This window comes from Citrobacter sp. U14242 (assembly GCF_046555775.1).
In the GTDB taxonomy this organism is placed as follows: domain Bacteria; phylum Pseudomonadota; class Gammaproteobacteria; order Enterobacterales; family Enterobacteriaceae; genus Citrobacter.
The window spans coordinates 53801-66878 of record NZ_JBKGLW010000004.1; the positions used below are offsets into that span (position 1 = coordinate 53801).

Genomic DNA, 13078 nt, shown 5'->3' on the forward strand with positions numbered 1-13078 from the left:
GTATGAAAGGCCTGCGAGTATAACAGAGCTGAATACACAGCGTCAGGTCGGAAGACGGAATCGGGCAACGGCCTGCAGAAGCTGATGAGACTCATGATGTAACTGTAGGGAAGAATCAGACGCGGCGTTCACCAGATCGCTGGTCTGTCGGGCTTCGTTATTCAGCGCCTGAAGCTGACTGGTCAACTCGTGAATACGGGTTCCTTGATTCATCGTCGCAGCAGAAATGTCATTCAATAAGGCACCCAGATTTTCCACCAGCGATATAACCTGGTGTAAGTTGTCATCCAGTCCGTTCACCGCATGAAAGCCCTCATCAATACCCGCTAAGGAATGATGAATCAACGCCTGAATATTCTGCGTGGACTGACTGCTTTTTCTCGCCAACAACCCGACTTCTTTTGCTACAACCGCAAATCCACGCCCTTGTTCACCGGCATGCGCAGCTTCGATCGCCGCATTTAACGCCAGAATATTGGTCTGAAACGCGATGCTGTCAATCAGTGAGATGATCCCGCGCATCTCTGATGAACGGGCAACAATCGCCTGCATCGACGCATTTACCGTTGCCATCATCCGGTCGCCACCCGCAGCAATATCCCGCGCCTGAACGGCGCGTTGATTTGCCAGTTGAGCAAACCCACTGTTATCTTCAACATGTGTTTCCAGAAACGAAATATGTGATGTCACCGTATTTAGCTCATCGCTCTGTTTCGCAGATTGCTGATACAACTGTTTATTGCTTTGCGTAAGCTGAGTGATATTCCCCACCATTGAGGTAGTAGCGTCATTCACCTGCTGCACCAGCATGCATAGCCCCTGCTGCATCGCGTCGATACGTGAGCTCAGTTGTGTCACTTCACGATTAAACTGGCTCACCTGGGGGGCTGGACGGGAAAGATCGCCAGCCGCTAACACATCAATATGATCGATCAGTTGTCTCAGTGGCGCGATTACCCAGCGGGACATACTGCGCCAGACCAGTACCGCAATCACCACCAGCACAAGAGGAATAAATAAAAAGAGCTGCTGTAAACGTTCAAGACTGGTCAACAACTGCTCTCGCCCCTTTTCCGCCTGCTGGCCACTGTCTTGCTGAAAGCGTGCATAATTTTCATTAAAATCTGTCTGAAACGCCTGTACAGGCACGGCAAAAAACGCATCAATGCTATTAGATTGCATTAATCCATCTGCCTGCTCCTGAATACCGCTATAAAAACGCTGATAGCTCTCCATCAAGTCGGGAGCCTGATGAGGCTCCATTGCAAGCCAGGCATCCCATGCCGTTTTTGACTGCGTTAACGCATGCTGAGCCTCTTCCATTAACGGACGCCAGCTCCCTTCCGAGCCGGTAGCCGCATCCTGCATAAAGTAAACGCCGGCACGATTAAGTAAGTCGCTGGCAGATAACAACGCCACCCTTGCTTCATCGATCTTCGACTGTTGCAAAAGCACCTGCTGATTATGCTGTTCATTAATCTGCGCGTCCCTGACAGAGGTTGAGAGCATAACCGAGGATGCAATCTGCAAAACAGAGAACAGCGTAATAATACAAATAATGCCGGTTAACAGCCCAAACTGACGAGGATTCAGGCGACGAAAAATTTGCGTTATGTTCATATTACTCTTCTGTATCAAAGCGTTAGACGCGAGTGTACGCAGAGTAAATGACAAATTTATTGCAGAAATAAGACGGGTGCCCCTGCAGAGGCACCCGGGCTATCAGAGACGGTTTTTCCAGACGGTTTGCACATTGCAAAACTCATGCAGACCAAAGTGAGAAAGCTCACGACCAAACCCACTTTTCTTCACGCCGCCAAAAGCAACGCGAGCATCACTGGCACTGTAACCATTAATAAACACACCACCACACTCCAGACGGGCCGCCATATTTTGCGCCAGTGCCTCATCCGCGGTAAACAACGTGGCCGACAAGCCAAACTCGCTATCATTAGCCAGTGCTAATGCGTGCTCAGCATCCTTCGCGACGGTAATCGCCGCAACCGGGCCAAACAACTCCTGACGAAATGCCGTCATTTCCGGCGTAACATCACCCAGTACCGTCACGGCATAGTAATTCCCCTGACCGGCGATCTTTTCCCCGCCGAGGAGTAAGCGCGCCCCTTGAGCCAGCGAGGCTTCAACCTGCTGATGCAGTTCATCCCGCAGATCAAAACGTGCCATTGGGCCAAGATCGTTCTCTTCATTTAGCGGATCGCCCATTTTCAGTGCGCTGGCTGCCGCGACAAAACGTTGGGTGAATTCTGCGGCAATGCCCTGTTCAATAATAAAGCGTTTCGCTGCGGCGCAAACCTGCCCGGTATTCTGGTAACGCCCTGCCACTGCTGCTTTGACGGCTAAATCCAGGTCTGCATCATTCAGCACGATAAACGGATCGGCCCCCCCTAACTCAAGCACGCATTTCTTCAGCGCAGCACCGGCCTGAGCGCCAATCGCAGCCCCTGCCCGCACGCTGCCCGTCACGGTTATCGCTGCGACACGCGGGTCATTAATCATCTGGCTAACCCCGGCGTTATCGGCATTAACCCAGCCATATACCCCAGCCGGTATTTCCGCATCGGTAAACACCTGGGCGATAATCGCGGCACACCCGGTCACATTTGGTGCATGCTTTAACAGATAGCCATTTCCGGCCAGCAAAATCGGTACGGCACCCCGCATAACCTGCCAGAGCGGGAAGTTCCACGGCATGATCGCCAGGATAGTCCCCAGGGGGCGGTACTCAATCACGGCCTGGTTATCCTCAACCTGCGTTGCCTCAGTATTAAGCATCGCTGGCCCATGTTCGGCGTACCAGTCACATAATGCCGCAGACTTTGCCACTTCCGCACGAGCCTGCCTGACAGGCTTACCCATTTCACGCGAGATACACTGCGCCATCTCTTCGGCGCGTTCACGCAGCGCCTGTCCGACCCGGCGCAACATCTGTGCACGATGGGCGACGGTCGTGCGTTTCCATTCATTGAATCCAGTCGCCGCCAGATTCAGCGCATGTGTAATCTCATCGGCGCGGGCCCACGGCATTGCCGTCAGCATTTCGCCACAGGTAGGGTCAACGGAAATAGCATGTGTTGCTGCTGTGATGGTCATAAGTGCCTCTCTTTCTCGCAAGGTATGGTTATATCATGCGCAGGTTTACTCTTTCTGAAAAATGAATAATATTAACCATACCATTCACGAATAGAGAAAATTATGGACCTGACGCAACTGGAAATGTTCAATGCCGTAGCAGAGACCGGCAGCATCACGCAAGCAGCTGCGAAGGTGCATCGCGTGCCGTCCAACCTCACCACGCGTATTCGCCAGCTTGAAGCGGACCTTGGCGTCTCTCTGTTTATTCGTGAAAATCAACGTCTGCGACTTTCTCCATCCGGGCACAATTTTTTGCGTTACAGCCAGCGGATCCTGGCGCTGGTAGAAGAAGCGCGGATGGTGGTCGCAGGAGATGAACCACAGGGATTGTTCTCTCTGGGGTCGCTGGAAAGTACAGCCGCCGTGCGTATTCCGGCCACTCTTGCCGAATATAATCAGCGCTACCCTAAAATCCAGTTTGCACTGGCAACAGGACCGTCCGGTACCATGCTGGACGGTGTGCTGGACGGTACGCTGAACGCCGCTTTTGCTGATGGCCCTATTACCCATCCAGGTCTTGAAGGAATGCCGGTGTACCGTGAAGAGATGATGATTGTCGCCCCACACGGGCACCCGCCCATAAAACGGGCCAGCGATGTGAATGGTTACAATATCTATGCCTTTCGCGCCAACTGTTCATATCGCCGCCATTTTGAAAGCTGGTTTCACGCCGATCGCGCGATGCCGGGCACGATCCACGAAATGGAGTCCTACCACGGTATGCTGGCCTGTGTGATTGCCGGCGCCGGAATCGCGCTGATTCCGCGTTCTATGCTGGAAAGCATGCCGGGCCACCATCAGGTCAATGCCTGGCCGCTGAGCGAAAGCTGGCGTTGGTTAAATACGTGGCTGGTCTGGCGTCGGGGGGCGATGACGCGACAGCTGGAAGCATTTATTGAGGTACTGGAACCTCAGCTGTCGCAGAATGCGGATTAACTGGCGAACGTCAGATGGCAAGGCAGTTGCTCAAGCTGCTGCCGTACCTGTTCATTGAGTCGGGCATCGGTCACGATATCCGTCAACGCATCCAGATGCGTAACGTTGAAAAGTGACCATGCGCCGTATTTTGAGCTGTCGGCCAGCAGAACCCGCCGCCCTGCATTCGCAATCAGGTCACGCTTCAGACCGGCCTTTTCTTCCGTCGGCGCGGTGATCCCGCGGGCCAGGTCCCAGCCGTTACAGCTTAAAAACGCGATATCCGGCCACACGTTTTGCAACAGTTTACGCCCGTGTTCGCCGATACATGACTGGCTGGAGTCATCAATACGCCCACCAATGATCGTCACTTCAATTTGCTTGAACTCAGAAAGAAATAGCGCAATGTGCAGATCGCTGGTGATGACGCGCAATGGCAGATGGGTAAGCTGGCGCGCCAGTTCAATCATCGTCGTTCCCGCATCCAGGATAATGGCATCCCCGGCTTTCACCAGGCTTGCCGCCGCGCTGGCAATAGCCTGTTTTTCCATCAGGCTACGCTGCATTTTCTCATGTGTGGTTGGTTGTGAAGGGATAAACCGGTTGAGCGTCACACCGCCGTGAGTACGGCTGATAACACCTTCCTGATCGAGTTTAATCAGGTCGCGGCGAATGGTCGCCGGAGAGGCCTGAGTCACAGCAACAAGCTGTTCTACCGTCGCCAGATTATGCCCTTTCAGATAATCCATAATCTGTTCTAACCGATTATATCCCTTCATTTTAATCCCGCGTAATTTGCATTGCTAACTGGATGGACACGGCCATGCTCTCAGACTTGGCTTTACCTGTCCAGGCAATATCAAACGCCGTGCCGTGGTCTGCAGAAGTGCGAATAAATGGCAATCCGGCGGTAATATTCACCCCATCATAGAATCCCAGCAATTTTAGCGGAATATGGCCCTGATCGTGATACATCGCCACCACCATGTCATACATACCTTCGTGGCACTGCATAAAGACAGTGTCCGGTGGGCAAGGGCCGGTGACATTCAGCCCCTGCTCCCGCATAGCCTGTACTGCGGGCCCGACTATAGTCATCTCTTCATCACCAAACAGACCGTTTTCCCCGGCATGAGGATTAACGCCCGCTACCGCAATACGTGGATTATCAAACCCGACACGACGCAGGAAATCATCCGCGACCCGAATGACTGTTTTCACACGCTGTTCACTGAGCGTATCAAGGAATTTACGCAGTGCAATATGTGTGGTGACATGAATCACTTTAAGCTGTTCGGTATACAACACCATTGCGTAGTCTTTGCTGTTAGTCAGCTGTGCCAGTAATTCGGTGTGGCCGGGATAATGATGTCCCGCCATGTGCAGTGCTTCTTTATTCAGCGGCGCAGTGGCAATGGCTTTCACTTCCCCGCTGAGCGCCAGCGCGGTGGCGCGTTTAATACAGCGGTATGCCAGATCACCGGCCTGTGCCTGGACCACACCAGGTTCAAGTGCAGCGGGATCGGCAAGGGGTTCATCAATTACATTGATAACACCGGGGGCGAATTGTGCCTGGGTTACGTTATCGATCACCCGGAGTTCCACAGGCGGCGTGACATTTAATGCCTGGATGCGCTTCAGCGTTTGCGCACAGCCCACGACCACGACCGGCGAGCCAGCCAGCTCTCCTTCCGCTAACGATTTAATAATGATCTCCGGCCCAATACCTGCCGGGTCGCCCATGGTTACCGCAATAGTGTTATTCACTCATTTTCTCCTCGATATAATTCAAAACCTGACGCAGAGTGGTTTCGTCGCCGAATCCCCCTGCTTTTGTCATAACCGGGCGTTGCCAGTAGCTACCGGCAAGATGACCGTACGGCACACACTGGGCCACACGGTCGGTAATACGGAATCCTGTTGCCTCCAGCGCATCCGCGATCGCCATCGCGACATCACCGCCGGAAAGATACAGTGCCCCAGGTGATACTTCGTGCAGCACCTGGCGGGTAAGTTGTCCAAGAAACTGGCAGATTGTTTCGCCGAGCTGCGCGCGGCTCATCTGCAGGTGCGCACACAGCTTTGGAATATGATGGCGTGCTTCGCTGTCAGGACAGGTGTGAACGATGCAGTGTTTGCCTGAGATGAGAACCCTGGCAATACGCTGCACATACTCTGTCAGGCTGCCACTGAGGATATTTTCGATATCAATGAATACAGTCTCCACCCGCGGGTCCTGGCAAACTACAGCAATCTGCTGTTGAGCGATTTCACTCATTGAACCCACTACCGCCAGTAAACACTGTGAGGACGGTGTCCGGACATGGCGGGCCAGCGCGTCACAGATCCCGGCAGACCCCACCAGCAGCGGCAGTTCCTTCTGCATCAGCGCTTCCGTAGCAATAACATCAAGATCGGTCTGCGTGCGGGCATCCACCACCCAGATTTGTGGCGTTTTCGCAACAGGTTCTCTGAGGTGCTGCAGATAGTTGCTCAGAGACATTGCCCGACACGCAATGGCGGTTTGCGCCTGTAACACCTCACAGATATCGGCGCTAATAACCGGCGTTTTCGGATCGCTGGCAAATTCAGTCTGCGTCACGGGAATACCGTTAACGAGGCACTGCCCCTGCTCAGTGGTACGCCCGGCTGAGGGACAAGCCAGTGCCACGATGGCCCGCTTTTTACCTGTAATCCGCATTAACGCGTCCAGTTCGGCCCCTGGGTTTCCGCGCAATGTTGAATCCATTTTCTTGAGCCACTGCGTCTGAGGACCGGCATGACTGGCAATAGCCAACTCTCTTACCCTGGCGGCGGCCTGCTCAGCCTCCAGCGCACGACTATCCGTGTTGATGACCAGCACATCTGCGTCATCGGCACAGGGCAATGTGAAAGCGACATTCACCGTCATTCCCGTCAACGCCAGACTTACCCCTGCATCATTACCCCCAGTAAAGTCGTCGGCAATCACCAGTACCTGTGGCCTTGCTACCTGTCTACTCATCCATGCTCCGGGTTGTTGTATGTTGATAATGATTATATTCAATCACATTTGATTAAATGTGAGCAAGCTCAAGTTATTCAGCTCGGAGATAAATTATAAATTTAGCCCATGATGCAATCGTTCCTGAATCTCAGTGAGCGAATTCAATCACTCGAATAACAGGAGAATGTTGTGGCAACAATCAATAGCACAGTGATTAGTGGTTCGAATGCCATCCCCGCACTGGAACCGTTACTGGCGGGGAAACGCCAGCTATTACTGGTGACGGATAGCAATATTGTTGGACTGGACGCAGTAACACAGATCCGTAACTTACTGACCAACGATGGACGGCATGTGGCCCTGATTGACAATGTGCCTGCAGAACCCGGGCATCACGATGTCAGCGCATTATTAAAAAACGTACAAGGTATCAACGTGGAAATGGTGATCGGTATCGGCGGTGGCAGCGTACTGGATGTGGCGAAACTGCTCTCCGTCTTATGCCATCCTGAATCTCCGACGCTTGACGCCATGCTGGCGGGAGAAAAACCGCTGCAGCGTGTTGCTTCTGTGCTAATCCCCGCCACGGCGGGTACAGGGTCTGAAGCAACCCCGAATGCCATTCTGGCTATCCCGGAACAAAACACCAAAGTCGGTATCATCTCCCCGGTGCTGTTACCGGATTACGTGGCCCTGTTGCCAGAACTCACCACCAGCATGCCGGCGCATATTGCCTCATCCACTGGAATTGACGCGTTATGTCATCTGATTGAATGCTTTACCGCTACCGTCGCCAATCCGGTAAGCGATAACGCTGCGCTCATTGGTCTGCGTAAGCTACTCAACAATATCGAAACCTCCGTCAATGAGCCGGAAAATCTGCTGGCCAAACTGGAGATGCTGTGGGCATCGTATTACGGCGGTGTGGCGATTAATCATGCCGGTACTCACCTGGTCCACGCGCTCTCTTACCCGCTCGGCGGTCGATACCATCTCCCACATGGTGTCGCTAACGCCATTCTGTTAGCACCCTGCATGAAAGTGATTCGCCCTTTTGTGGTCGACAAGTTTGCCCTGATATGGGATCTGCTACCTGAGGCCGATCACACACTCAGTGCCGAAGAAAAATCCTGTGCCCTTGTGGAGTACTTCTCCACACTCGTGAAACGCCTGAACCTGCCCGATAACCTGGCAACGCTTGGTGTGCCGTCTACTGATATTCCCGCACTGGCCGATGCCGCACTGAACGTAAAGCGCCTGATGAATAATGCTCCCTGCGAGGTGAGCCATGACGATATTCAGGCCATTTATCAAACTCTGTTTCCAGAACTGATGACCAAGGAGTGAATAATGAGTAGCAAAATCCGAGGAGTACTGACTGCAATCGTTACGCCGTTCGACCACGACGGCGGGCTTAACCTTAACGAGCTGAGAAACCAGGTAAACCGCCAGTTAACTGCCGGAAACGGCATTTTCTGCGGCGGTACCAACGGCGAATTCTTTGTACTTAACGAAGATGAAAAAATCGCAGTCACGCGGACCTGTGTAGAGGAAGTGGCGGGCCGGGCACATGTAGTGGCACACATTGGCGAAATATCTACCCGTGAAACCATCCGACTGGGTAAGCAGATTGAAAAGCTGGGTGTCGATGCGGTGTCGGTAATTACCCCGTACTTTGTTCCTCTAAAGCAACCTGAGCTCATTGCCCATTACACCGCGATTGCCGATGCGCTCTCCGTCCCGGTATTTCTCTATAACATTCCGGCGCGTACGGGGAACACCATTGAGCCTGAAACAGCCAGAGTGCTGGCAGCACACCCGAACATTATCGGGATCAAAGACAGTGCCGGCAGTTATGAAAGTCTTAGCAGGTTCCTGGATGCAGTGAAAGATATCGAGGGATTTGATGTGCTGAATGGACCAGATTCACTCATTCATCAGGGGTTTGTTGATGGCTGTTCCGCCTGTATTTCGGGGTTGGCTAACGTCGCACCAAAAGAAATCAACGCTATCTGGTCCCGATTTAACGCGGGCGACGTTGCCGGATCGCATCAGGCTCAGGAGAGTGTCACCGGTCTGCGCACCGATCTCTATAAAGTGGCCTTCTCTCCGGCTGCGGTAAAAAAAGCATTACAAATCATGGGCCATGATGTTGGTTCAAGCCGTTACGCTGTCACGTTTGATGCACACCAGGAACGCCAGATTCAGCAAATTATCAATAACTATTTGCGATAGACACTTTTACAGCGGCGGCAACGCCGCTTAACCAACAGGATTGTGTTATGAACGTCATCTGTACATCACCTTCATTTGCAAAATACGATCAGCAACCGATCAAACTGCTTAACGACGCAGGGCTTGAATTAATCATGCTACCTGCAGATGCCGGTTTAGAAGCGCTTGCACCTCATCTGGAACAGACAGTGGCAATGATCGTCGCTTTTACCGATGTTAATGCCGAACTAATCGCTGCAGCACCAAATCTGAAAATCGTCTGCAAACACGGCGTGGGCGTCGATAATATCGACCTTAATATTACGCGTGAAAAAGGTATTTTTGTTACCAATGTGCCGGATGCCAATAAGCATGCCGTCGCAGACTTTGCGTTTTCCCTGATCCTTAACTGCGCACGTCAGCTCCCCTACGCGATTGAACAAACCCGCGCAGGAAACTGGCCACGGATCTTCGCCTCCGATGTATATGGAAAAACTATTGGCATTATTGGGTTAGGTAACATCGGTAAACAGGTTGCACTGCGAGCCCGCGGCTTTAATATGCGCGTGCTGGCTCACGATGCATGGCAGGATGCACAGTTCGCCGCAGATAATCACATTGAATACGTTTCGCTCGATGAACTAACAGAACACAGTGATTTCATCACGTTACATACTCCGTTGACGCCAGAAACCAAAGATCTCTTTGATTTAGCGCATATGAAAAAAATGAAGAGCAGTAGTTATCTCATTAACGTTTCACGCGGTGGTGTCGTTAATGAAGAGGATCTCTTTCTGGCTCTGACGCAGGGTATCATTAAGGGTGCTGCCGCCGATGTCTTTTTACAAGAGCCGTGCAATTCACATCCTTTATTTTCGCTCGATAATTTCATACCTACGGCACATATTGCAGGTTATACCGAGGGTGCGATCAGCAATATAGGCGAGCAATGCGTTTATAACATCATTGAACATGTCATTCATCAGCGTAAGCCTAAAAACATCATGAACGGATTATAACATTGTGGAGATACCCCTACCCTTTCCACAATAATAAAAATGAACATCTACCATGGGCCAGATATATGAATAATTTTGCAGAAAAATCCCGAATTCGTTGGTGGATTGCGGGATTAATGTGGCTTGCTATTGCAATAAACTATATTGACCGGACGGTATTATCTGCTGCTGCACCTCACCTCATTGATGAGCTAAAACTCGATCCTGAAATGATGGGGTTTATTATGGCGGCGTTCTTTTGGTCATATTCTTTATTGCAAATACCGGCTGGTTGGTTTGCAGACCGTTTTGGTCAGAAAAAAGGTCTGGGTTTTGCCGTTGCGTGGTGGTCAATCGCCACCTCAATGATGGGTTTAGCCACTGGATTTAAATCTCTACTCGCATTGAGACTTGCTCTGGGCGTCGGTGAAGCCGCCGCCTATCCAAGCAATGCGGGTATCGCTGCGCGCTGGTTCCCGGATCGGGAGAGAGCCACCGTCTCAGGATTGTTTGATAGTGCCTCTAAATTTGGTGGTGCCGTCGCGATGCCGCTTATTGTCTGGATGATCTACCAGTTTGACTGGCGGATGACATTTCTGATTATTGGCGGCGTAGGCATTTTTTGGGTCATTGCCTGGTATTTTATTTATACAGAAAACCCGGAAGATCACAAAAGGATCAGTACAAGCGAAATTAAACACATTCGCGAAGGGCAAAAGCAAAAACACGGCGATAAATCCGTATTACCGATGCGTTGGTATAAACTGTTGCGCTACCGGAATATTTGGGCAATGTGTATCGGTTTCTTTACCATCAACTATACATCCTATTTCTTTATTACCTGGTTGCCCACTTATCTGGTAAAAGACAAAGGAATGGATTTTATCAAAATGGGGATGGTTGCCGCCCTGCCATTATTATGTGGGATGGTGATAGAAGTCTTTGCCGGCTGGGCCTCTGACCGTATGGTACATAAGCGGGTCCTGTCACTGACTGCCACAAGAAAATTATTTCTGACAATCGGTCTGTTAATGGCTTTATGTATTGGTTTTGCCCCTTTCACTGATTCCGTATTTATGACCGTGTTTTTACTGTGTGTGGCGAAATCAGGCACCACGGTTGCCGCCTCGCAGGTCTGGGCACTACCGGGTGACGTTGCACCTAAAAACAGCGTATCGATTGTTGCAGGGTTACAGAACACTGTCTCCAATATGGGGGGCGCGGTAGGACCGATTATTACCGGTGCCATTGTTGCGGCCACGGGTTCCTTTACCTGGGCGCTGGTGTTCTCTGCCGCACTGGTGGTTCTGGGAATTTTGAACTATCTATTCTTGATGGGCAAAGTTGAGCCAATCATCGATAGCGAGCATGAAGCGTTGTGCATGAAAGAAGTGCAGCAGCACTAAACTCGCTCTGGTAACTGTCTACTCCGGTCAGTCAATAGTACTGACCGGCTTTATTTTTTCTCGTAACGCACCGCATTATCATCCGCAAAATTGCGTGATCTTAATCACGAAATGATTGTATTTTCACCAGTAAACGTTTTAAGATCGCCACCTCTCCTTTTTGCAGCTAACCCGATTTATACATATGACAACAAACACTGTTTCCCGCAGGATCGCGTGGCTACGGGTAGTTACGCTTGCTATTGCCGGTTTTATTTTCAATACCACTGAGTTTGTCCCGGTGGGTTTGCTGTCCGACATCGCGCAAAGTTTTAATATGCAAACCGCGCAGGTTGGGATCATGTTGACGATCTACGCCTGGGTGGTGGCCCTGATGTCGCTGCCATTTATGCTGCTCACCAGTCAGATGGAACGACGTAAGCTTCTGATCTGTCTGTTTGTGGTGTTTATTGCCAGCCATGTTCTCTCTTTTCTCGCATGGAGCTTCACTGTACTGGTCATTAGTCGCATTGGGATTGCCTTTACCCATGCCATCTTCTGGTCAATTACCGCGTCACTGGCTATTCGCATGGCCCCTGCCGGGAAACGCGCACAGGCGTTGAGCCTGATCGCCACCGGTACCGCGCTGGCGATGGTATTAGGCCTGCCTATCGGGCGTATTGTTGGGCAATATTTTGGCTGGCGTACCACCTTTTTTGTCATCGGTATGGGGGCGTTAATAACGCTTCTTTGCCTGATTAAGCTGTTGCCTAAACTGCCAAGCGAGCATTCCGGCTCATTAAAAAGCCTGCCACTGTTGTTCCGTCGCCCTGCGCTGATGAGTTTGTATTTGTTAACAGTGATCGTGGTGACCGCACACTATACGGCTTACAGCTATATCGAACCGTTTGTCCAGACTGTCGCCGGGCTGAGCGCTAACTTTGCCACCATGCTGCTTCTGGTTCTCGGTGGAGCGGGTATTATTGGCAGCGTTATTTTTGGCAAGCTGGGTAATCAGTACGCCTCGGTGTTGATAAGCGCGGCTATCGCTCTTTTGACCCTGTGCCTGGTGCTGCTATTGCCTGCTGCTGATAGCGAAATGCACCTTGCGATCCTGAGTATTTTCTGGGGCATTGCCATTATGGTGATCGGTCTGGGAATGCAGGTGAAAGTACTGGCGCTGGCTCCGGATGCCACTGATGTCGCGATGGCGCTGTTCTCCGGTATCTTTAATATTGGTATTGGCGCGGGGGCGCTGGTGGGAAATCAGGTAAGTCTGCACTGGTCGATGTCGACGATTGGTTACGTCGGTGCGCTCCCTGCCGTTGCCGCGTTATTCTGGTCAGTGATTATATTCCGCAAATGGCCGGTAACGCTGGAAGAGCAACCACAGCAGCAATAATAAAATGGCCCGGTAGACATACCGG

Annotated in this window: 11 protein-coding genes; 6 read left to right on the top strand and 5 right to left on the bottom strand. The window is 51.5% G+C overall.

The annotated features are described in order from the left end of the window. Positions 1 to 42 precede the first annotated feature (42 nt). Together ACLJXE_RS07345 and sad are read right to left on the bottom strand one after the other, a co-directional pair. Positions 43 to 1620, bottom strand: a complete 1578-nt coding sequence (locus ACLJXE_RS07345; protein ID WP_410750513.1) for a methyl-accepting chemotaxis protein — start codon at positions 1618 to 1620, stop codon at positions 43 to 45. A gap of 102 nt (positions 1621 to 1722) precedes the next feature. Further along, the gene (gene sad, locus ACLJXE_RS07350) at positions 1723 to 3111 is read right to left on the bottom strand and encodes a succinate-semialdehyde dehydrogenase (protein ID WP_410750514.1); all 1389 of its coding nucleotides are present in this window, start codon (positions 3109 to 3111) and stop codon (positions 1723 to 1725) included. Positions 3112 to 3213: 102 nt separating this feature from the next. Between sad and ptrR the strand changes: the two genes are divergently transcribed. Beyond that, positions 3214 to 4089, top strand: a complete 876-nt coding sequence (ptrR, locus tag ACLJXE_RS07355; RefSeq protein ID WP_410750515.1) for a putrescine utilization regulator PtrR — start codon at positions 3214 to 3216, stop codon at positions 4087 to 4089. Here the strand turns inward: ptrR and ACLJXE_RS07360 are convergent. From ACLJXE_RS07360 to dtnK, 3 genes are read right to left on the bottom strand one after another with little or no spacing between them, the layout of a single operon-like run. Beyond that, positions 4086 to 4847 carry a DeoR/GlpR family DNA-binding transcription regulator gene (locus ACLJXE_RS07360; RefSeq protein ID WP_410750516.1) on the bottom strand — a complete coding sequence of 254 codons (762 nt, stop codon included), beginning with the start codon at positions 4845 to 4847 and terminating at the stop codon, positions 4086 to 4088. The genes ptrR and ACLJXE_RS07360 overlap by 4 nt on opposite strands. A gap of 1 nt (position 4848) precedes the next feature. Next, a complete protein-coding gene (locus tag ACLJXE_RS07365) occupies positions 4849 to 5835 on the bottom strand; it encodes a D-threonate 4-phosphate dehydrogenase (protein WP_286630287.1) in 987 nt (328 codons plus the stop codon). After that, positions 5828 to 7072, bottom strand: coding sequence for a D-threonate kinase (gene dtnK, locus ACLJXE_RS07370; protein ID WP_410750517.1), 1245 nt, complete (start codon positions 7070 to 7072; stop codon positions 5828 to 5830). Before dtnK ends, ACLJXE_RS07365 begins: the two co-directional genes overlap by 8 nt. A gap of 171 nt (positions 7073 to 7243) precedes the next feature. Here dtnK and ACLJXE_RS07375 point away from each other — a divergent pair, with 171 nt between their 5' ends. The 5 genes from ACLJXE_RS07375 (at position 7244) to ACLJXE_RS07395 (ending at position 13053) form a co-directional block, all read left to right on the top strand. After that, the gene (locus tag ACLJXE_RS07375) at positions 7244 to 8401 is read left to right on the top strand and encodes an iron-containing alcohol dehydrogenase (RefSeq protein WP_410750518.1); all 1158 of its coding nucleotides are present in this window, start codon (positions 7244 to 7246) and stop codon (positions 8399 to 8401) included. A gap of 3 nt (positions 8402 to 8404) precedes the next feature. After that, complete coding sequence (locus ACLJXE_RS07380; protein WP_286630290.1) at positions 8405 to 9289, top strand: dihydrodipicolinate synthase family protein; 885 nt, start codon at positions 8405 to 8407, stop codon at positions 9287 to 9289. A gap of 47 nt (positions 9290 to 9336) precedes the next feature. Next, positions 9337 to 10287: a phosphoglycerate dehydrogenase gene (locus ACLJXE_RS07385; RefSeq protein ID WP_410750519.1), complete on the top strand. Its 951-nt coding sequence runs from the start codon at positions 9337 to 9339 to the stop codon at positions 10285 to 10287. A gap of 65 nt (positions 10288 to 10352) precedes the next feature. Beyond that, on the top strand, positions 10353 to 11672 hold the full coding sequence (locus tag ACLJXE_RS07390; protein ID WP_286630292.1) for an MFS transporter: 1320 nt from the start codon (positions 10353 to 10355) through the stop codon (positions 11670 to 11672). Between the two features lie 184 nt (positions 11673 to 11856). Next, on the top strand, positions 11857 to 13053 hold the full coding sequence (locus tag ACLJXE_RS07395; RefSeq protein ID WP_410750520.1) for a sugar transporter: 1197 nt from the start codon (positions 11857 to 11859) through the stop codon (positions 13051 to 13053). Positions 13054 to 13078 lie beyond the last annotated feature (25 nt).